The organism is Streptomyces caelestis, from assembly GCF_001279005.1.
GTDB classification, from domain to species: domain Bacteria; phylum Actinomycetota; class Actinomycetes; order Streptomycetales; family Streptomycetaceae; genus Streptomyces; species Streptomyces heliomycini.
Genome location: NZ_LGCN01000107.1, coordinates 1 through 20,343, shown reverse-complemented (window position 1 = coordinate 20,343; position 20,343 = coordinate 1). Strand labels below are relative to the sequence as shown.

Sequence of the window (20,343 nt, the reverse complement as noted above, 5' to 3'; positions counted from 1 at the left end):
GCGGCACACGCTCAAGGTCAAGGAGGACTTCCACTGCATCTGCGTCTTCAACCCGCCCGTCACCGGACGGGAGGACCACGACGAGAACGGCGTCTACCCTCCCCCAGAGCCTGAGGCCTGGGGGGACCCCCAGCGCACCGAGGAGGCGTGACTCGCCATGACCACCACGACCACGCACGTCACCGACCTCTACCCCACCCGCGGCGCCACCGAGGTGGCCACCCCCCGCCAGGACCCGGTCGTCTGGGGCTCCCCCGACACCCCCGGCCCCATCCCGGCCGCCGACCTCCAGGCCCTGGACCGCGACGGCTTCCTCGCCGTCGACCAGCTCATCGGACCCGACGAGGTCGGCGCGTACCGGCGCGAGCTGGAGCGGCTCACCACCGACCCGGCCGTCCGCGCCGACGAACGCTCGATCGTGGAGCCGAAATCCAAGGAGATCCGCTCCGTCTTCGAAGTGCACAGGATCAGCAAGGTCTTCGCGAAACTGGTGCGCGACGAACGGGTCGTCGGACGCGCCCGGCAGATCCTCGGCTCGGACGTCTACGTCCACCAGTCACGGATCAACGCGGCTTCGGCGCCAGCGGCTTCTACTGGCACTCCGACTTCGAGACCTGGCACGCCGAGGACGGCCTGCCGAACATGCGCACCATCTCGGTCTCGATCGCCCTCACCGAGAACCACGACACCAACGGCGGCCTCATGATCATGCCGGGGTCGCACAAGACGTTCCTCGGATGCGCGGGAGCCACCCCGAAGGACAACTACAAGAAGTCCCTGCAGATGCAGGACGCGGGCACCCCCTCCGACGAGGCCCTGACGAAGATGGCGAGCGAGCACGGCATCAGGCTGTTCACCGGCAAGGCCGGCTCGGCCACCTGGTTCGACTGCAACGCCATGCACGGCTCCGGCGACAACATCACCCCCTTCCCCCGCAGCAACGTCTTCATCGTCTTCAACAGCGTGGAGAACACCGCCGTCGAACCCTTCGCCGCACCCGTCCGGCGACCCGAGTTCATCGGAGCACGGGACTTCACCCCGGTGAGGTGAAGCGTGACGGATCCCCGAAGCGATCCCGGGGCCGCGCCCGACCTGCCGGACGGTCCGCTGTACGTACCCGTCCGTCCGGAACACGGCTACTTCGTGACCTGCTTCTTCCGCACTCCCTCCGGGCGCCGTACGGCCGTCGCCTTCACCACCTCCGTACGGTTGCTGGCGGCCCTCGGCCGGGACCACCCCTGGATCAGGCTCTCCGCCGCCGCGCTGCGCTCCCTCACCGCACCCCTGGGATGCGCGCTCACCGTCGACCCGCGGTCGACGGCCCGCCCGCTCCGGCCACCACGCGCGGCGGCTCCCCCGCGAAGGCCGCGGAAGGACGCGCGGCCGCGACGGTGACCGGAGCGCGGGCCGGCCGTGCCGGCCCGCGCTCATCCGGCCGGGGAGGACGCGGGCAGGCGCAGGGCCAGCGCGGCCACGTCGTCGTCGTTGTCCACGGTCAGCTGGGCGGTGAGCAGCGCGTCGCAGAAGGCCTCCAGCGGGCTGTGGACGGCCGCCGCCGCGTGCCGGCGCAGCCGCTCCAGGCCGACCGTGAGGTCCTCGTCGCGGCGCTCCACCAGGCCGTCGGTGTACAGCAGCAGGGTCGAGCCCGGCGGCAGCGGCTCCACGGCGCCGGCGTGCTCGGCCCGGGGATCCAGCCCGAGCATCGGGGACCGGGCCGCGGTCAGGAAGCGCGCGGCGCCGTCCGCCCCGACCAGCAGCGGCGGCGGGTGCCCCGCCACGGAGTAGGCGAGCCGGAAACGGCCGGGGGCGGGGCGCTCGACCCGGGCCAGGACGCAGGTCGCGGTGCACTCCAGGTAGAGGGTCTGCACGGCGACGTCCAGTCGGCGCAGGATCGCGCCGGTCGGTTCCTGGCGGTCCAGGGCGAGTCCGCGGAGCATGTTGCGCAGCTGGCTCATGGTGACGGCGGCGGGCAGGTCGTGGCCGGAGACGTCGCCGATGGTGAGGACGGTGGCGCCGTCGCGCAGCACGAACGAGTCGTACCAGTCGCCGCCGACCTCGGCGGCGGCGGTGCTGGGCCGGTAGCGGACGGCGATGTCGAGGCCGGGCACGTCGGGCGGATCGGTGAGCAGGCTGCGCTGGAGGGCCAGCGCCACCTGCCGGGTGCGCTGGTACTCCAGGGCGTTGCGGAGGGGGACGTGGGCCCGTTCCAGGAGCGTGCGCAGCAGGTCGATCTCGGCCCGGCCGAGGGGCGGGCGGTCGCCGCTGGCGGACGCGGTGACCAGGGCGGCGGTGGTGCCGTCGACCACGACGGGGAGCAGGACGACGCTGTTGGCGTCCTCGGCCAGCCAGGACTCGTCGTCGGGCGGGGCGAGACCGGGCGAGGGCTCACCGGGCGGGAAGACGGCGTGCAGCGGGCTGCGCCGGTCGACGGCGCGGGCCAGCGGGCTGCCGGGCCCCAGGTGTTCCTCGCGGTGCGGGGGCGGGTCCGGCAGTCCCGGACGGGTGACGGCGGCGACCCGTTCGGCGGTGAGCGGGGTGCCCGGCGGGCGGTACAGGGCGTGCGGCAGCAGGTAGACGGTGCAGGTGTCGGTGATGTCGGGCACGATCACACCGGCGAGGGCGGTGAGCATCTCCTCCAGCCGCACGATGCCGGCCGTGGCGGTGGCGGCCCGCGCCAGCAGTTCCTCGCGGCGGGTCTCCCGCCACTCCTGCTCGACGTCCGCGCAGGTGCCCACCCACTCGATCACCGTGTCCCCGTCGCGCACCGGCGCGGCGTCGACGGCGAAGTGCCGGTAACCGCCGTCGGCCAGCCGCAGCCGGTAGGTGTGGGTCCAGCGGGGCGCCCGCTCGTCCAGTGCCCGCTGCCACGACTCGACGGCGGCGGCCCGGTCGTCGGGGTGGACGGCGTCGATCCACCCGTCGCCGCGGAACTCCTCCCAGCTCTGCCCGGTCACCCGCTGCCAGCCGGTACTCGGCTCGGTCACCCCGCCCTTGGGGCCGGTCACCCACACCACCTGGGATCCGGCGTCCACCAGACTGCGGTAGCGCTGCAGCGCGCGGCGGCGCTCCTCGGACAGCACGCGGATCCGTTCCGCGCCGGTCACCTGCTCGGTGACCTCCACGATCACGCCGAGCACGCCCTGCCGGCCGTCGCTCGTCGTGGCGCGGGAGACGCTGAAGGTGAAGTAGCGCGGGCCCTCGTGCGGCGCGTCGGGGAAGACCAGGTCGACGGGGACGGCGGTGAGCACTTCGGCCGCGCCCGTGGCGAGGACCCGGTCGAAGATGTCGAAGTAGCCGGACTGCGCGAGGTCGGGGAAGGCCTCGCGGATCGCCCGGCCGAGCGGACGGTCGCCGAAGATCCGCCGGTAGACGGCGTTGGTGTACGCGAGCCGGTGCTCCGGCCCCTGGGTGACGACCACGCCGATCGGGGCGGGGTCGAACATCTCGAGCCTCATGAGGCCTCCACCTGCCCGTGCCCGGGAGCGGGCGTGGCGGGCACCGTGTGCCCAGTACCCCGCTCCCGGGTTCCGACGCGCGTGCGGCGCGTACGCGGTGGGTCAGCGCGCGGTCCGCGTGTGGACGTACTCCACGAGGCGGGTCAGGGCGTCCGGGTCGGTGGACGGCATGACGCCGTGGCCGAGGTTGAAGACGTGGCCCTCCAGGCCGGCGGCCGCCTCCAGGACCTCCCGCGCCTTCGTCTCGACGGCCTCCCGGCCGGCGAACAGCACGGTCGGGTCCAGGTTGCCCTGGAGCGCCTTGCCGGGGCCGACCCGGCGGGCGGCCTCGTCCATCGGGACGCGCCAGTCGACGCCGACGACGTCCGCGCCGGCCTCTCCCATGAGTCCCAGCAGCTCACCGGTGCCGACGCCGAAGTGGATGCGCGGGACGCCGTGGCCGGCGACCCTGCGGAACACCTTCGCCGAGGCGGGCAGCACCGAGCGCCGGTAGTCGGCCGGGGCGAGCGCGCCGGCCCAGGAGTCGAAGAGCTGGACGGCGGAGGCGCCGGCCGCGATCTGCACCTCGAGGAACGCGGCCGTGATGTCGGCGAGGCGGTCGAGCAGGTCGGCCCAGAGCCCGGGGTCGCCGTACATCATCGCCTTGGCGTTCTCGTACGTACGGGACGGGCCGCCCTCGACGAGGTAGCTCGCAAGGGTGAACGGGGCGCCCGCGAAGCCGATCAGCGGGGTGGAGCCGAGCTCACGGGTCAGCATGCCGATCGCCTCGGTGACGTAGGAGACGTCCTCGGGGGTGAGGTCGCGCAGCCGGGCGAGGTCGGCGCGGGTGCGCACGGGCTGTTCGACGACCGGGCCGACGCCGGGCTTGATGTCGAGGTCGATGCCGATGGCCTTGAGCGGGACGACGATGTCGCTGAAGTAGATCGCCGCGTCGACGTGGTGGCGGCGCACCGGCTGGAGCGTGATCTCGGTGACCAGGTCGGGACGCATGCAGGAGTCGAGCATCCCGATGCCCTCGCGGACCTTGCGGTACTCCGGCAGTGAGCGCCCGGCCTGCCGCATGAACCACACCGGCGTGTGCGGCACGGGCTCGCGCCGGCACGCCTTGAGGAAGGCCGATTCCCGGACTGCGTCGTTCCTGGCGGGCTCGGGGGTCGCGGTCGGCGTCTGGCCCGTCGGGCTTGCGTTGGCACTCACACCGGCAAGTCTCGCACGACCCGCCGACGCGTCCGGACCCCAGGGCCCGGGGGCGGGATCCGGACACCGCCGGGCGGCTCGGGTGTCCCTCCCTGCGCCGGGGGCCCGTTCCGCTTAATCTTCCCCGCATGGCTGCGGCTCAGGGACGACTGTCGGACGAGGCTGGCGGAATGGACGAACGGAAGGAGACCGGAGGGGACCCCGGTCAGGGGGGAGCGGGGGGTGCGCCCCCACCGCCCTTCCGGGCCGCTGTCGAGGCGCTGCGCGGCGCACGGCTGCGGCCGCAGATCGAGGTGGATCCCGCGCCCGCCCCGAAGCGGCTCGCCCCGTACGCGTACGCGCTGGAGGCGGCGGTCGTCGACGGCGAGCAGGATCTGGCGGACGGCCGGCTGGTGCTGCTGCACGACCCGGCCGGACACGACGCCTGGCGGGGCGCCTTCCGCCTGGTGACGCTGGTGCGCGCGGAGCTGGAGCCGGAGATGGCGGCGGATCCGCTGCTGCCGGAGGTGTGCTGGTCCTGGCTGACCGGTGCGCTGGCGGCGCGCGGGCTGGCGTGCGGCGAGCCGAGCGGCACGGTGACGCGCGCGAGTTCCCACTACTTCGGCGGGCTGTCCGCGCGGCCCGCCGCCTCGCAGATCGAGATCCGGGCCTCCTGGACGCCGCGGGAGGGCCTGGGCGGGGCGCCGGACACGGCCGCCCACCTGGTCGCGTGGTCCGATCTGCTGGCGCAGGTGGCGGGGCTGCCGCCGGCCGCCCCGGGGGACGCGTCCGTGGTGACGCTGCCGCAGCGGCGGGGGCCGCAGTCGCGCTGAGCCCTCGGGGCTCCCGGCCGCCGCCCGCGTCCGTCTCTTTGTCGACACGGCCACTTTCGGAAGCGTTGCGACGCAGATCGAAACCGTTCGGTCTTCGAATGATCGCTCGCGCGTCCGAATTGCTCGGATTGTTACTCATCACTTCGTGATCATTCGTTAAAGGACACCAGGTTTATTGCCGAAGACGACTGTGACCTTGAAAGCACGGTTCGTCCCGGCTCCATCCCCCACGAGCCGCCCCCGTCCCCCAACCCCAGGAGGCCTGGTGTCCGTTCTCCTCGAGCAGCCCGCAAGCCTGGTCGCCTACCGCCCGAACAAGCCGACCGCCATGGTGGTCGTGGCCGACCCGCGCGTCCGTTCCACCGTCACCCGCCATCTGTGGGCGCTCGGTGTGCGCGACGTCATCGAGGCCTCGTCCGTCGCGGAGGCTCGTCCCCGCATCGGCAACCCCCGCGACATCTGCGTCGCCGAAGTCCACCTGCCGGACGGTTCCGGCCTCACCCTCCTCTCCGAGACCCGCGCCGCCGGCTGGCCCAACGGCCTCGCCCTGTCCGCCGCCGACGACATCGGCGCCGTGCGCAACGCCCTCGCCGGCGGAGTGAAGGGGTACGTCGTCACCGGCACCCGCACCAACCTCGGGCTCCCCACCCGCCCCGGTGCCGCACCCATCGGCGCCGCCGCCGCCCGTCTGCACCGCCGTCCCCCGGGTGCCCCGAGCCACCCGGGCGGCTACCGGGAACTGTCCGGCCGCGAGGTCGAGGTGCTGCGGCTGGTGGCGGAGGGCCAGTCGAACAAGGCGATCGGCGTCTCGATGGGCCTGTCCGCACTGACCGTCAAGAGCCACCTCGCCCGCATCGCCCGCAAGCTCGGCACGGGCGACCGCGCCGGCATGGTGGCGGTGGCCCTGCGCACCGGCATCATCCACTGACCACCCCCGCCCGTCCCCTTCCGCCCCGTCCCCGGATTCCGCCCCGCCCACGAACGCACGCACACCGCCTTTCACCCTCCTGACCGGAATACGACCCACCGGCGCCCGTCACGGAACACGACCGTCGACGGGCGTCGTCGTGGCACGGATACCCTTGACAGGTGACCGACGCCCACGACACCGCAGCAGACCCTTCACTGCGCACCACCGGAGGCGCCCCTCCGGACGACGGCGGATCTTCTGCTGCGGAGGCGCCGATCCCCTTGCTCGAACCGCGCGAGGGCATTCCGCCCGTGATCGCGGACGAGGCCGCCCTCGCCGAGGTGGTCGCCGCCTTCGCCGCGGGCAGCGGCCCCGTCGCCGTGGACGCCGAGCGTGCCTCCGGCTACCGCTACGGCCAGCGCGCCTACCTCGTCCAGCTGCGCCGCGAGGGCGCCGGGAGCGCGTTGATCGACCCCGTCGCCTGCCCCGACCTGTCCGGTCTCGGCGAGGCGCTGTCCGGCGTCGAGTGGGTGCTGCACGCCGCCACCCAGGACCTGCCCTGCCTCCGCGAGATAGGCATGGTGCCCACCCGTCTCTTCGACACCGAACTGGCCGGACGCCTCGCCGGGTTTCCCCGGGTCGGGCTCGGCGCGATGGTCGAGAACGTCCTCGGCTTCGTCCTGGAGAAGGGCCACTCCGCCGTCGACTGGTCCACCCGTCCGCTGCCCGAGCCCTGGCTGCGCTACGCCGCCCTCGACGTCGAGCTCCTGGTCGACCTGCGCGACGCGCTGGAGAAGGAGCTGGACCGGCAGGGCAAGCTGGACTGGGCCCGGCAGGAGTTCGACGCGATCGCCTCGGCGCCGCCGCCCGAGCCCCGCAAGGACCCCTGGCGGCGTACCTCCGGCATGCACAAGGTGCGCCGGCGCCGGCAGATGGCCGTCGTGCGGGAGCTGTGGCAGACCCGCGACCGGATCGCCCGGCGCCGGGACGTCTCCCCCGGCAAGGTGCTCTCCGACGCGGCGATCGTGGAGGCCGCGCTCGCCCTCCCGGCCAACCTCCACGCCCTCGCCGCACTCAACGGGTTCGGGCAGCGCGTGGGGCGCCGCCAGCTGGAGCAGTGGCAGGCGGCCGTCGACCGGGCGAAGGCGCTGGGCGAGGACCGGCTGCCCCAGCCCGGCCAGCCGGTGACCGGCCCCCCGCCGCCGCGCGCGTGGGCCGACAAGGACCCGGCGGCGGCGGCGCGGCTGTCCGCGGCACGGGCGGGCGTCGCCGCGCTCGCCGAGCGGCTGAACATGCCGCCGGAGAACCTGATCACGCCGGACACGGTACGGCGGGTGTGCTGGGAGCCGCCTAGACCGGCCGACGCCCGGGCGGTCGCCGCGGCGCTGACCGGGTACGGCGCACGGGCCTGGCAGGTGGAACAGGTGACACCGGTGCTGGTCACCGCACTGGCCCCCGGCGCCGACCGGGGCGCCTGAGCACCGTCCCGGCGACCGGGCGCCGGGCCCGGTGGCGGCACCGGCCAGGAGGCCGGCGGTCGGGAGGCTCCCGGAAGCCGGCGCGGCCGACGCCGGGCCCGTACCGGCGTGCACCTCGCGCGACGAGGCCGACCCGGTGACCGCCGGGCCCGCCCGCCGGCCGTCGTCGGCGCGGACGGTCGTACGGGCCACCGGGACGGACCACCCGGAGGCCCGGCGGGCGGGCGACCTCGATGGGGACCTCCGCGTCTCGACGGCGTCCGGGACCGCGAGCGCCGTCGAGCGCGTCCCGCACGTGCCGGGCGCCCCGCACGCGGACTTCTTCGCCCGCGGTGGGACGGCCGTGCTCGGCGTCGGCGTCCGCGGGGCGGACCGCTCGCCCTCGACGCCGGAGCGGGCACGGCCCAAACCGGTGCGTTCACCGCGCCCGGCGCCCTCGCGGCCCGCCCCGGCGACGGCGGCCCGGCCTTCGGCGCGCTCGGCCCGTCCGGTTCCCGCGCACCGCTCGGGCAGACGTCGAAGGCGGTCCTGACCGCCTCCCGGGAGCCCGCACCCTCACTTCGTCGCTCCCCTCATGAAGCCGTTGTAGATGAAGCGCTGGAGGAAGAGGAAGACGAGCAGGGTGGGGAGAATGACCAGGACCGCGCCCGCCGAGATCGTCTCCCAGTGCGCCCCGAACGGGCCCTTGAAGCGGAACAGGGACGTCGAGATCACGCCGAGGTCCTCGGAGGGCATGTAGAGGAAGGGGATGTAGAAGTCGTTGTAGACGTTGATCCCCTTCACGATCACCACCGTCGCGATCGCCGGTCTGAGCAGCGGGAGAATGACCTTGCGGTAGATGGTGAAGGCGCCCGCCCCGTCCAGGCGGGCCGCCTCGTCCAGGGAGACCGGGATGGAACGGATGAACTGCAGGAAGATGTAGATCGACACGATGTCCGTGCCCATGTAGAGCGCGATCGGCGCCCACAGGCTGTCGAACATGCCGAAGCTGTTGACGATCTGGAAGGTCGCCACCTGGGTGGTCACCCCCGGGACCAGCGCGGCGAGCAGGAACAGGGCGACGACCGGTTTCCTGAAGCGGAAGTGGAAGCGGTCGATCGCGTACGCGGTCATCGAGCCGATGAGGACGGTGCCGCCGACGGCGACGACCAGGATGACCGCCGTGTTGCCGAAGGCGGACAGCATCTGGCCGTCCCGGAACGCGGTCACGTAGTTGTCGAGGTTCAGCGGGTCGTCGGGCAGGGCCAGCGCCCCACTGCCGTCCGCCATCTCGCGGGACGACTTCAGCGAGGTCAGGAAGACCACGGTGAGCGGCAGCAGCACGACCAGGGTCGCGAGGACCAGCGACAGGTACACGAGGGCGCGGGCCACGGTGCGGCGGGTCATACGAGATCCACCTTCTCGTCGGGGACGATGCGCCGCTGCACCCAGGTGACCGCCAGGACGATCAGCAGCAGGACCACGGCGGCGGCGGAGGCCAGTCCCGTCTTGTTGAACTGGAAGGCCAGCTTCACCGTCTGGATCACGAAGGTCTCGGTGCCGGTGGCGCCGCCGGTCATGATGTACGGGATCTCGAAGACCGAGAGCGAGCCGGAGACGGAGAGGATGACGCTCAGGCTCAGCACGGGTTTGATGCCGGGCGCGATGATGTGCCGGAACTGGTGCCAGCGGTTCGCCCCGTCGATCTCGGCCGCCTCGTACAGCTCGCCCGGGATCGACTGGATCGCGCCGAGGAACAGGACGAAGTTCAGGCCCAGGTGACGCCAGACGGAGACGCCGGCCAGTGAGGTGTTCGCGGAGGACGGCGTGCCCAGCCAGGCGTGGTCGGTCTCGACGCCGAGCAGGCGCAGTACGGAGTCGAGGGTGCCGCCGTCCTGGAAGAAGTAGAGGAAGACGAAGCCGATCGCCACCCCGTTGATCAGGTACGGGAAGAACAGCACGCCCTTGAAGAAGTTCCGGAAGCGGACGTCGAAGCTGAGGACCGTGGCGAAGTAGAGGGCGAGGCCGATCTGCACCACGGAGGCGACGAGGTAGTAGCCGCTGACGAAGAAGACCTCGAACAGCTCGGAGCGGGTGAGGAGTTCGGTGTAGTTCTCGGTGCCGGTCCAGTTCAGTTCGGGGCTGATGCCGTCCCAGTCGGTGAAGCTGTACGCGATCATGTTGGCGATCGGCGCGTAGGTGAAGGTCAGCAGCAGGGCCAGCGGGGCGATCAGGAAGAGCCACGGGGTGAGGCGGCGCGTCAGCCGGGTGCGGCGCGGGGCGGGCGCCGCCCGCTTCGGCCCGGCGGCCGCGGCCGGGGCCTTGGGCCGCGCCGCCTTGCGGGTGGTGTCCGTCATCAGGACCCCAGCGAGTTCCGTGCCTCGGCCCAGCGCTCGCCGAGGCCGCCGAGGTAGTCGTCGAGGCCGCCCTTGCGGGCGCCGCGGGCGAGGTCGACGAGTTCCTGGCGGTAGTCGGGCTTGTAGATGCCGACCTCGGACTGGTTGTCGATGGACTTCACCTCGGCGCCCTTGCTGTCGTCGAGGTCGATGAGCTTGACGCCCTTCTCCTCGTACGGCTTGAGGATCTCGGGCAGCGGGGCGTCCTTCAGCGGGGACAGGGCGAGGTTGGCCGCCGCGTAGCCGGACTCGTCGGTGAACCAGTCGATCCAGGCGCGGGCGGCCTCCTTGTGGTCGGAGTTGACGTTGACGGCCTGCTGGTAGTCCGGGGAGGTCACCGCGCAGAAGGCGCCGTCCTTCTGCGCGGGGAAGGGCATGAAGCCGATGTCGGCGGGGTCGGCGCCGGCCTGCTCCGCGGCGTCCCGCATCTGGACGACGGCCCAGGAGCCGAGCCACATGGTGGCGATCTCGCCCTTGGCCAGCTTGGGCTTGGAGCCCTCCCAGTTGGTGGTGGTCGGGTCCTTCTCCGCCAGTCCGCCGCTGACGATGTCGTGGAGCAGGGTGTCGCCGACGCGCAGGTCGGCGCCCTCGGCCCACGGGTCGCCCTCGGCGAGCTTCGTGGTGGCGTCCGTGTCGCAGCCGACGGAGCCGTTGACGTTGGTCCACTGGGTCAGCGGCCACATGTCCTTGAAGTTGGTGTAGTACGGCACCGCGTCGGTCTTCGACCTGATCGCCTTCAGGTCGTCGAGGAACTCGGCCGGGGTGGTGGGCCAGTCGGTGACGCCGGCCTCGCTCCACACCTTCTTGTTGTAGACGAAGCCGGGGACGACTCCGATCGGGCTCTGGCCGTAGACCTTGCCGTCGACGGTGGAGTAGCCGGTGAAGCGGTACTCGGCCTCGCGTTCCGCCGCGGTGCCGAGGGAGGCGAAGAACCTGGGGTAGTCCTTCTTCTCGACGACCGCCGGGATCATGAGGACGTCGCCGTAGTTCTCCGTGTTCATGCGGATCTTGACCTCACCCTCGTAGTCGGTGAGGCCGTCGAACTCGACCTTCACACCGGGGTAGGTCTTGTTGAACTCGGCGGCGTACTTCTTCATCGTCCCGTCCTGCACCAGGTCGGTCCGGTGGGTGAGGACCGTGATGGAGCCCTTGACCTCGGACGGGTCGTCGGGCGCCTCGGCGTCCGCGCCCTTCGAGGAGCCCCCCGTGCCCGTGCAGGCGGAGGCCAGCAGGGCGAGGAGGGCGATCGATCCGGAAAGTGCGGTGCGGCGGTACATGTGCATCAGCTCCGTTCACGGGGCGGACGAGCACGAGTGGGTTGGCTGGTTCGGCACTCTGGCAGCCACGTGCTGAACCGGTAAAGTCGCTATTGAGACAACGATGTCAAAGCGCTGCCCCGACAGGGCTCGACCGGTTTAGGGAGTGTGCATGCGTCAGGTCACACCGCTCGCCGAGGGATGGACCCTGCGACACCCTGACGGCACGGGGGACGCGCTCCCCGCCTCGGTGCCGGGGTGCGTGCACACCGATCTGCTGGCGGCCGGGCTGATCCCCGACCCGTTCCTCGGCCGGAGCGAGACCGAGGTGGCGTGGGTGGGCCGGCGGGACTGGACGTACGAGACGGAGCTGACCGCCGGGGCGGGCGCGCACGAGCGGACGGATCTGGTCTTCGACGGGCTCGACACCGTCGCCGAGGTCCTGCTCGACGGCCGGACGCTGGGCCGGACGCGGAACATGCACCGTTCGTACCGTTTCGACGTGACAGGGCTGAGCGGGCGGCTCACCGTGCGGTTCGCCTCCGCGTACGCCGAGGCGGAGGCGGTGCGGGGCGCGGTGGGCGAGCGCCCCGGCGCGTACGCCGAGCCGTACCAGTACGTCCGCAAGATGGCCTGCTCGTTCGGCTGGGACTGGGGGCCGACGCTGGTGACGGCCGGGATCTGGCGGCCGGTGCGGCTGGAGCACTGGTCGACGGCCCGGATCGCCCGGGTGCGCCCGCTGGTGACCGTCGAGGACGGCACGGGGCAGGTCGAGCTGGCCGTCGACGTGGAGCGCTCCCGCATCGAGGCGCCGCTCACCGCGGAGGCGCGCGTCGGCGGCGTACGCGCCCGCGCGGAGATCGACGGCACGGCGGGGACCGTACGGCTGCGGGTGCCGGACGCACGACTGTGGTGGCCCCGGGGGTACGGTGAACAGCCTTTGTACGACCTGGAGTTGACGCTGCTGCACGGCGAGGAGGCGCTGGACTCGTGGCGGCGCCGGATCGGGTTCCGGACGGTGGGGCTGGACACCTCGGCCGACGCCCACGGCACCGGGTTCACCCTGGTCGTCAACGGGGAGCGGCTGTTCGCGCGGGGCGTCAACTGGATCCCGGACGACGTCTTCCCGTCCCGGATCACCCGGGAGCGCTACCGGCGGCGGCTGGAACAGGCGGCCGGCGCGGGCGTGGACCTGGTGCGCGTCTGGGGCGGCGGGATCTACGAGAGCGAGGACTTCTACGACGCCTGCGACGAGTTGGGACTGCTGGTCTGGCAGGACTTCCCGTTCGCCTGCGCGGCCTACCCCGAGGAGCGGCCGTTGCGCGGGGAGGTGGAGGCGGAGGCCCGGGAGAACGTCGTACGGCTGATGCCGCACCCCTCGCTGGTGCTGTGGAACGGCAACAACGAGAACCTGTGGGGGTTCCGGGACTGGGGCTGGGAGCCGGGGCTGGCCGGGGACTCCTGGGGCGAGGGCTACTACCTGGGCGTACTGCCGCGGGTCGTCGCGGAGTCGGACCCCACCCGGCCGTACACGGCGGGCAGTCCCTGGTCCGGTTCCTGGCTGCACCACCCGAACGACCCGGCGCACGGCACGCACCACTCGTGGGAGGTGTGGAACCGCACCGACTACGCCGACTACCGTCGCCATGTGCCGCGTTTCGTCGCCGAGTTCGGCTGGCAGGCGCCGCCCGCGTACGCCACGCTGCGCCGGGCGCTGCCCGGGGAGGAACTCGCGCCGGACTCCCCCGGCATGCTGCACCACCAGAAGGCGGACGACGGCAACGGCAAGCTGGAGCGCGGGCTGGCCCGCCACTTCGCCGTGCCGGAGGGGGACTTCGACCGCTGGCACTACCTGACGCAGGTCAACCAGGCGCGCGCGATCGCCGCCGGGATCGAGCACTGGCGCTCGCACTGGCCGGTGTGCGCGGGCACGGTGGTGTGGCAGCTCAACGACTGCTGGCCGGTGACCTCGTGGGCGGCGATCGACGGCGACGGCCGGGAGAAGCCGCTCTACCACGAGCTGCGGCGGCTGTACGCGGACCGGCTGCTGACCGTGCGGGTGGACGGTGCGGGTCTGGTGGTGGCGGCGGTCAACCAGTCCGCCGGGCAGTGGCGGGGCACGCTGCGGCTGCGCCGGATGTCCGTCGACGGCACGGTGCTCGGGGAGGCCCGCCCGGCGCTGGCCGCCGAGGGGCGGACGGTGGCGGTGATCGGGGTCCCGGCCGGTCTGGTCCCGGCCGGCCCGAAGGAGTTCCTGGTCGCCGACGCGGAGGAGGTGCGGGCGCTGCACTTCCCCGCGCCGGACCGGGAGATCCCGTACCCGCGGCCCGAGTTCGAGGTCGCCCTCGCCCCGGACGGGATCACGGTCACGGCCCGCACCCTCGTACGGGACCTGCTGCTCCAGGCCGACCGGCTGGACCCGGAGGCGGTGGCCGACCGGGGGCTGGTGACCCTGCTGCCCGGGGAAGAGGTGACCATCGGGGTGCGGGGCTGGAGGACTCCGGACCCGGACACCGCCCGCCGCGCCCTGTACTGCGTGGAGCCCACTCGATGACGGCGACGCCTGCCCCCCGTGTCACCATCAAGGACGTCGCCGCGCGCGCCGGCGTGTCCAAGGGGGCCGTGTCCCTCGCCTTCAACCGGAAACCCGGCCTGTCGGAGGCGACCCGCGACCGGATCTTCCGGGCGGCGCGGGAGCTGGGGTGGGCGCCGAGTCCGACCGCGCGCACGCTGGCCGGGTCACGGGTGGACGTGGTGGGCCTCGCGGTGTGCCGGCCCGCCCGACTGCTCGGCCTGGAGCCGTTCTACATGGAGTTCGTCTCCGGGGTGGAGAGCGTCCTGGTCGAGCGGTCCTGCGCGCTGCTGCTGCGGCTGGTGCGCAGTCCCGACGAGGAGGTCGGGCTGATGGAGTCGTGGTGGAGGGGCCGGCAGGTCGGCGGGTCCATCCTGGTGGACTTCCGGGCCGACGACCCCCGCCCGGCGGTGGCCGGGCGGCTGGGGCTGCCGGTGGTGGCCGTCGGGCACCCGTCGCTGACGGGCGGGCTGACCTCCGTGTGGACGGACGACGCCACGGCCGTGACGGAGGCGGTGCGGTACCTGGCGGCGCTCGGGCACCGGCGGATCGCCCGGGTGGGCGGCGCGGCGGCGCTCGGGCACACCTCGATCCGTACGACCGCGTTCGACGAGACGGTGCGGGCGCTGGAGCCGGCCGCGCGGGCGTGGCAGGTGGCGACGGACTTCTCCGGGGACGCGGGGGCGCGGGCGACCCGCTCGCTGCTGGCGGCGGCGCCGGGCGAGCGGCCGACGGCGATCGTGTACGACAACGACATCATGGCGGTGGCGGGGCTGTCGGTGGCGGCGGAGATGGGGCTGCGGGTGCCGGACGACGTGTCGCTGCTGGCGTGGGACGACTCGCAGCTGTGCCGGCTGACGCATCCGACGCTGTCGGCGATGAGTCACGATGTGCACGGGTTCGGTGCGGAGGTGGCACGAACGCTGTTCGGCGTCATCGCCGGGGAAGACCCGGGGTCGCATCCGGTACCGACGCCGGTGCTGACGCCTCGGGGGTCCACGGCGCCGCCGTGAGGCTTTTTCGCCCCCGCCGCCCTCTCCCGTTCCCATCCCCGGGGGCGCTGCCCCCGAACCTCCGCTCCTCGAACGCCGGAGGGGCTGACTTCAGCCCCTCCGGCGTTCGAGGAGCGGGGTCTGGGGCGGAGCCCCGGTTTCGGGACGGGAAGGGGCGGTGGGGGCGAGGCGAACGTGTGATGTTCACCGCTCCGGCCTACGGGACTGGGCAGTCACGTTACCCACAAGTAGCATGGCCCGTAAGCAAGCGCTCAGCGTCCCGCACCCTGGAGGAGAGCCATCGTGCCTCGTACCGTCAGGGACGTCGTCTTCGTCGACGGCGTCCGTACCCCGTTCGGCAAGGCGGGCCCGAAGGGCATCTACCACGAGACCCGCGCCGACGACCTCGTCGTGAAGGCGATCCGGGAGCTGCTGCGCCGCAACCCCGGCCTCGACCCGAAGAGGATCGACGAGGTCGCCATCGCCGCGACCACGCAGATCGGCGACCAGGGCCTGACCATCGGCCGCACGGCCGGCATCCTCGCGGGCCTGCCCACCTCGGTCCCGGGCTACTCCATCGACCGCATGTGCGCCGGCGCCCTGACCGCCGTCACCACGGTGGCCGGCTCCGTCGCCTTCGGCGCGTACGACGTCGCCATCGCGGGCGGCGTCGAGCACATGGGCCGCCACCCGATGGGCGAGGGCGTGGACCCGAACCCGCGCTTCGTGAGCGAGAAGCTGGTCGACGAGTCCGCCCTGTTCATGGGCATGACCGCGGAGAACCTGCACGACCGCTACCCGGGCATCACCAAGCGGCGCGCCGACGAGTACGCGGTCCGCTCCCAGGAGAAGGCCGCCAAGGCGTACGCCGACGGCAGGATCCAGGCCGACCTGGTGCCGGTCTCGGTGCGCCGCACCAACGAGGAGGCCGGCGAGACGGGCTGGGGCCTGGTCACCGCCGACGAGCCGATGCGTCCGGGCACCACCCTGGAGAACCTGGCGAACCTCAAGACCCCGTTCCGCGTGCACGGCCGGGTCACCGCCGGCAACGCGGCCGGTCTGAACGACGGCGCCACCGCCTCGGTCATCGCGAGCGAGGACTTCGCCCGCGAGAACGGCCTGCCCGTCAAGATGCGCCTGGTCTCCTACTCCTTCGCGGGTGTGGAGCCCGAGGTCATGGGCTACGGCCCGATCCCGGCCACGGAGAAGGCCCTGGCCCAGGCCGGCCTGTCCATCTCCGACATCGGTCTGTTCGAGATCAACGAGGCCTTCGCCGTCCAGGTCCTCGCCTTCCTGGAGCACTACGGCATCGCCGACGACGACGCGCGCGTCAACCAGTACGGCGGCGCCATCGCCTTCGGCCACCCGCTGGCCTCCTCCGGCGTCCGGCTGATGACGCAGCTGGCCCGCCAGTTCGAGGAGCAGCCGCACGTCCGCTACGGCCTGACCACCATGTGCGTCGGCTTCGGCATGGGCGCGACGGTCATCTGGGAGAACCCGCACTTCGAGGGGGACAAGTGAGCACCACCGCAGAGCTTCTGAAGGGTGCGGCCGAGCTGTTCCCCGGCGAGGTCGTCACCAGCGCGCACGTACGCCACTTCGACCTGCCGCTGGGGGCCGGGCGCTTCGCGCTCATCACCCTCGACAACGGCCACGACCACACCAAGCCGACCACCCTCGGCCCGCAGTCGCTGGCGAACATCGACGCCGCCATCGACCAGGTCGAGAAGGAGGCCGCCGACGGCGGGATCGTCGGCGTCGGCGTCACCGGCAAGCCGTTCATCTTCGCGGTCGGCGCCGACCTCAAGGGCGTCGAGCTGCTGAAGCGGCACGAGGACGCGCTCGCCATCGGCAAGGGCGGCCACGACGTCTTCAAGCGGCTGTCGAAGCTGGCCGTGCCGACGTTCGCGTACTACAACGGCGCCGCGATGGGCGGCGGCGTGGAGATCGGCCTGCACTGCGCGTACCGCACGGTGTCGGCGGCCGTCCCCGCGTTCTCCCTGCCCGAGGTCTTCCTCGGTCTGGTCCCCGGCTGGGGCGGCTGCACACTGCTGCCGAACCTGATCGGCGCCGAGAAGGCCGTCTCGGTCATCATCGAGAACAGCCTCAACCAGAACAAGCAGCTCAAGGGCGCGCAGGTCTTCGAACTCGGCATCGCGGACGCGATCTTCGAGGGCGCGGACTTCCTGGAGCAGTCGCTGATCTGGACCGCGGCCGTCCTCAAGGGCGAGATCGTCGTCGAGCGCCCGGTGATCGACCGCGGTGAGGCCTGGGACCAGGCCGTCGCCAAGGGCCGCTTCGTCGCGGACGGCAAGGTGCACGGCGCCGCCCCGGCCGCCTACCGCGCCCTCGACATCATCGCCGCCGCCAAGAACGGCGACCTCCAGCAGGGCTACGACGCCGAGGACCAGGCGCTCGCCGACCTGATCATGGGCGGCGAACTGCGCTCCGGCATCTACGCGTTCAACCTGGTGCAGAAGCGCGGCAAGCGCCCGGCCGGCGCCCCGGACAAGTCGCTGGCCCGCCCGGTCACCAAGGTGGGCGTCGTCGGCGCCGGTCTGATGGCCTCGCAGCTGGCCCTGCTCTTCCTGCGCCGCCTGGAGGTGCCGGTCGTGCTGACCGACATCGACCAGGAGCGCGTCGACAAGGGCGTGGGCTACGTCCACGCCGAGATCGAGAAGCTGCTCGGCAAGGGCCGGATCAACCAGGACAAGGCCAACCGCCTCAAGGCGCTGGTCTCCGGTGTGCTGGACAAGGCCGAGGGCTTCGCGGACGCGGACTTCGTCATCGAGGCCGTGTTCGAGGAGATGGGCGTCAAGCAGAAGGTGTTCGCCGAGGTCGAGGCGGTCGCCCCGGCGCACGCGATCCTGGCGACCAACACCTCCTCCCTCTCCGTGACGGAGATGGCGTCGAAGCTGAAGCACCCCGAGCGGGTCGTCGGCTTCCACTTCTTCAACCCGGTCGCGATCCTCCCGCTGCTGGAGATCGTCCGCGGCGAGCGGACCGACGACGCCGCGCTGGCCACGGCGTTCGGTGTCGCCAAGAAGCTGAAGAAGACCGCGGTGCTGGTCAAGGACGCCCCGGCGTTCGTGGTCAACCGCATCCTGACCCGCTTCATGGGCGAGATCCAGAACGTCATCGACGAGGGCACCCCGGTCGAGGTCGCGGAGAAGGCGGTGGAGCCGCTCGGCCTGCCGATGTCCCCGCTGGTCCTGCTGGAGCTGGTCGGCCCCGCGATCGGCCTGCACGTCTCGGAGACCCTGAACCGGGCCTTCCCGGAGCGCTTCACGGTCTCCCCCAACCTCGCGGCCGTCGTCAAGGCGGGCAAGCGCGGCTTCTACGTCTACGACAGCGGCAAGCCCGAGCTGGACCCGGAGGTCGCCGCCCTCCTCCAGCAGGGCGACACCGTCCTGACGGAGGAGCAGGTCCGCGACCGCGTCCTGGACGCGGTGGCCCAGGAGATCGGCCTGATGCTCGACGAGGGCGTCGTCGCCGAGGCCCAGGACATCGACCTCTGCCTGATCACGGGCGCCGGCTGGCCCTTCCACCTGGGCGGCGTCACGCCGTACCTGGACCGCGAGGGCGTCTCCGAGCGGGTGAACGGGAAGCGGTTCCTGGAGGCGGGCGTGGCGAGCGTGCCCGCGTAAGCCCGGTCAGGACGCCGACGAGGAGGGCCCCGCGTGCGGGGCCCTCCTCGCTCCGTTCCCCGCGGTGCGATCCGTCAGTGGCCGAACGGCCGGGCCCCGGCCGGTGCGTTCAGGACGGCGAAGGGGAGGAGGGTCGCCGGGGACTCGGCTCCCACGGCGTCCACGGCGAACACCTCCACCGTGTGCATGCCCTCCTGCCACGCCCACCCGGCGTCCCACGTCCACCGCCCGTCGGCCGCGACCGGGCAGGTGCCGAGCAGCGTGCCCTCCGCCCGGAAGCCGACCTGCGCGGCCCCGCCCGCCGAGCCCGTGAACCGCACGGCCGACCCCATGACCTGCTCGTAGCACTCGGGGGTCGTCACCTGCGGCGCCCGGAGCGGCTGCCCCGGCACGTGCCGGGCCGCGGCCTGGAGGCCGGGCCGCGCCGGCGCCCCGGGCGCCGTGCCCGCGAGGTCGCCGTCCTCCGTCAGGAAGCGCACCTCGGTCCCCCGGCTGTGTTCCTTGGCCGCGTTCCAGGCCACCGCCTTCACCGTGTGACCGCCCTTGCTCCAGGGCTTGCTGAGCCGCCAGGACCAGGTGCCGTCCGGGGCCACGGGGGGCGAGCCGAGGAACTTGCCGTTCTCCCACAGGCTCACCCGCACCGCCCCCGGGGCCGTGCCCTGGAAGGAGACGCCGTCCCTGGGCAGCCGCGCACCGGACGCCGGGACGGTGACCACCGGCGGGGCGACCCGGCCGGCCGGCTCCGGGGAGTTCGCGGAGAGGTAGGCGTCGATGGCCGCCGTGTCGCGCTCCGGCTGCTCGTAGCCGTTGCGCACGAATCCCAGGCGCGGGGCGAGGCCGTCGGCGAGGCAGTTGACGATGCCCATCAGCACCGGGACGTTGCGCCGGGTGACCTGCGTGTGGTCGGTGATGAACGGGGACTCGCTGAAGATGAAGTTGAAGTTGTCGTACCCCTGGAAGAGTCCGAGGAAGGGCTCGACCTGCTCCGGGTACTGCTCGTCCTGGGGCGAGGAGAGCAGGTAGATGTTGGCGCCGCGGTTGGCTCCGGACCGCACCAGGTCGGGCAGCAGCGCGTCGACCGCCCGTACGTTCTGCTCCGGCACCCCCTCGCCGAGCATGAACCGCGCGACCTTCGGGTGCTTGGTGCGGACGTAGGTGCCGATCAGGAACTGCGGCACGATGGAGACGATGTTGCGGAACCCGTACCGCAGGCCGAAGTAGAGGGCCGCGCTGCCGCCCTTGGAACCGCCCCACAGCGTGACGTCGTCCGGGGTCAGGTCCAGGGACCGCATCACGTTGCCGATCACCGCGGCCACCGACTGCTCCAGGGAGAAGTCCATGTCCCGGCACAGGTAGTAGCTGTTCATGCCGTGGAACCGGTCGCGGATCCAGAGGACGTTGGCCCGCACCGGGTCGAAGACGCCGTTCGACCAGCCGTAGTCGTCGGTGACGCCGAAGTTCGCGAACACGACGACGAGGTGCCGGTTGCCGCTCTTGGCGTGGGCGAAACGGTACTCGACCGGATGGGCGCCCGACCTGTCGATCCCGTGGATCAGTCGGCGTCCTTTCGGCGGTGCTGTGGACATGCGCGGCTTCCAGTCTCGAGGGGGTGAGCGGGGGGACTCAGTGGCGGGGGGCGAAGTGCCCGG

General features: G+C 72.5%; 15 protein-coding genes and 1 pseudogene. 10 read left to right on the top strand and 6 right to left on the bottom strand.

Features of this window, described 5'->3' with window-relative positions; all coding sequences use genetic code 11:
- The 3 genes and pseudogenes from ADK41_RS10050 to ADK41_RS10040 all read left to right on the top strand — a co-directional run.
- The coding region (locus ADK41_RS10050; RefSeq protein ID WP_030832834.1) for an ectoine synthase at window positions 1-151 on the top strand (151 nt) is incomplete at its 5' end.
- Between the two features lie 6 nt (window positions 152-157).
- Window positions 158-1,050: pseudogene (thpD, locus tag ADK41_RS10045) on the top strand (ectoine hydroxylase).
- A 3-nt stretch (window positions 1,051-1,053) separates the two neighbouring features.
- Window positions 1,054-1,395: an SAV_915 family protein gene (locus ADK41_RS10040; protein ID WP_063756591.1), complete on the top strand. Its 342-nt coding sequence runs from the start codon at window positions 1,054-1,056 to the stop codon at window positions 1,393-1,395.
- A 32-nt stretch (window positions 1,396-1,427) separates the two neighbouring features.
- Here ADK41_RS10040 and ADK41_RS10035 read toward each other — a convergent pair whose 3' ends face one another.
- Both ADK41_RS10035 and hemE read right to left on the bottom strand, forming a co-directional pair.
- Window positions 1,428-3,455: a SpoIIE family protein phosphatase gene (locus ADK41_RS10035; RefSeq protein WP_078662098.1), complete on the bottom strand. Its 2,028-nt coding sequence runs from the start codon at window positions 3,453-3,455 to the stop codon at window positions 1,428-1,430.
- 102 nt (window positions 3,456-3,557) lie between these two features.
- On the bottom strand, window positions 3,558-4,652 hold the full coding sequence (hemE, locus tag ADK41_RS10030) for a uroporphyrinogen decarboxylase (protein ID WP_030832841.1): 1,095 nt from the start codon (window positions 4,650-4,652) through the stop codon (window positions 3,558-3,560).
- 128 nt (window positions 4,653-4,780) lie between these two features.
- Here hemE and ADK41_RS10025 point away from each other — a divergent pair, with 128 nt between their 5' ends.
- From ADK41_RS10025 to ADK41_RS10015, 3 genes are all read left to right on the top strand, one after another.
- Window positions 4,781-5,464, top strand: a complete 684-nt coding sequence (locus tag ADK41_RS10025; RefSeq protein WP_078662099.1) for a DUF3000 domain-containing protein — start codon at window positions 4,781-4,783, stop codon at window positions 5,462-5,464.
- Between the two features lie 265 nt (window positions 5,465-5,729).
- On the top strand, window positions 5,730-6,392 hold the full coding sequence (locus ADK41_RS10020; RefSeq protein WP_004923664.1) for a helix-turn-helix transcriptional regulator: 663 nt from the start codon (window positions 5,730-5,732) through the stop codon (window positions 6,390-6,392).
- Window positions 6,393-6,553: 161 nt separating this feature from the next.
- Window positions 6,554-7,852 carry a ribonuclease D gene (locus tag ADK41_RS10015; RefSeq protein WP_030832848.1) on the top strand — a complete coding sequence of 433 codons (1,299 nt, stop codon included), beginning with the start codon at window positions 6,554-6,556 and terminating at the stop codon, window positions 7,850-7,852.
- A 555-nt stretch (window positions 7,853-8,407) separates the two neighbouring features.
- On the opposite strand, the gene ADK41_RS10005 is transcribed toward ADK41_RS10015, so the two are convergent.
- The 3 genes from ADK41_RS10005 to ADK41_RS09995 are packed head-to-tail and all read right to left on the bottom strand — an operon-like array spanning window position 8,408 to window position 11,504.
- Window positions 8,408-9,238 carry a carbohydrate ABC transporter permease gene (locus ADK41_RS10005; RefSeq protein ID WP_030832854.1) on the bottom strand — a complete coding sequence of 277 codons (831 nt, stop codon included), beginning with the start codon at window positions 9,236-9,238 and terminating at the stop codon, window positions 8,408-8,410.
- Window positions 9,235-10,188, bottom strand: coding sequence for a carbohydrate ABC transporter permease (locus ADK41_RS10000; protein WP_030832857.1), 954 nt, complete (start codon window positions 10,186-10,188; stop codon window positions 9,235-9,237). The genes ADK41_RS10005 and ADK41_RS10000 overlap by 4 nt, the downstream gene beginning before the upstream one ends.
- Window positions 10,188-11,504, bottom strand: coding sequence for an ABC transporter substrate-binding protein (locus ADK41_RS09995; RefSeq protein ID WP_030832861.1), 1,317 nt, complete (start codon window positions 11,502-11,504; stop codon window positions 10,188-10,190). The genes ADK41_RS10000 and ADK41_RS09995 overlap by 1 nt, the downstream gene beginning before the upstream one ends.
- A gap of 151 nt (window positions 11,505-11,655) precedes the next feature.
- On the opposite strand from ADK41_RS09995, the gene ADK41_RS09990 reads away from it, so the two are divergent.
- From ADK41_RS09990 to ADK41_RS09975, 4 genes are all read left to right on the top strand, one after another.
- The gene (locus ADK41_RS09990; RefSeq protein WP_030832864.1) at window positions 11,656-14,037 is read left to right on the top strand and encodes a glycoside hydrolase family 2 protein; all 2,382 of its coding nucleotides are present in this window, start codon (window positions 11,656-11,658) and stop codon (window positions 14,035-14,037) included.
- Window positions 14,034-15,068, top strand: a complete 1,035-nt coding sequence (locus tag ADK41_RS09985) for a LacI family DNA-binding transcriptional regulator (RefSeq protein ID WP_030832867.1) — start codon at window positions 14,034-14,036, stop codon at window positions 15,066-15,068. The genes ADK41_RS09990 and ADK41_RS09985 overlap by 4 nt, the downstream gene beginning before the upstream one ends.
- A 282-nt stretch (window positions 15,069-15,350) precedes the next feature.
- Entirely contained in the window at window positions 15,351-16,568 is a 1,218-nt protein-coding gene (locus ADK41_RS09980) for a thiolase family protein (RefSeq protein ID WP_030832870.1), read from the top strand.
- Entirely contained in the window at window positions 16,565-18,694 is a 2,130-nt protein-coding gene (locus ADK41_RS09975) for a 3-hydroxyacyl-CoA dehydrogenase NAD-binding domain-containing protein (RefSeq protein WP_030832873.1), read from the top strand. The genes ADK41_RS09980 and ADK41_RS09975 overlap by 4 nt, the downstream gene beginning before the upstream one ends.
- 74 nt (window positions 18,695-18,768) lie before the next feature.
- Here the strand turns inward: ADK41_RS09975 and ADK41_RS09970 are convergent, their stop codons facing one another.
- Window positions 18,769-20,280 (bottom strand): hypothetical protein, encoded by a 1,512-nt coding sequence (locus ADK41_RS09970; RefSeq protein WP_030832876.1) that lies wholly within the window; start codon window positions 20,278-20,280, stop codon window positions 18,769-18,771.
- Window positions 20,281-20,343: the final 63 nt, after the last annotated feature.

Bases quoted from the DNA above. Each gene is read 5' to 3' on its own strand.
- ADK41_RS10035 (WP_078662098.1), bottom strand. From the start codon at position 3,455: ATGAGGCTCGAGATGTTCGACCCCGCCCCGATCGGCGTGGTCGTCACC.
- ADK41_RS10025 (WP_078662099.1), top strand. From the start codon at position 4,781: ATGGCTGCGGCTCAGGGACGACTGTCGGACGAGGCTGGCGGAATGGAC.
- ADK41_RS10005 (WP_030832854.1), bottom strand. From the start codon at position 9,238: ATGACCCGCCGCACCGTGGCCCGCGCCCTCGTGTACCTGTCGCTGGTC.
- ADK41_RS10000 (WP_030832857.1), bottom strand. From the start codon at position 10,188: ATGACGGACACCACCCGCAAGGCGGCGCGGCCCAAGGCCCCGGCCGCG.
- ADK41_RS09995 (WP_030832861.1), bottom strand. From the start codon at position 11,504: ATGTACCGCCGCACCGCACTTTCCGGATCGATCGCCCTCCTCGCCCTG.
- ADK41_RS09990 (WP_030832864.1), top strand. From the start codon at position 11,656: ATGCGTCAGGTCACACCGCTCGCCGAGGGATGGACCCTGCGACACCCT.
- ADK41_RS09985 (WP_030832867.1), top strand. From the start codon at position 14,034: ATGACGGCGACGCCTGCCCCCCGTGTCACCATCAAGGACGTCGCCGCG.
- ADK41_RS09970 (WP_030832876.1), bottom strand. From the start codon at position 20,280: ATGTCCACAGCACCGCCGAAAGGACGCCGACTGATCCACGGGATCGAC.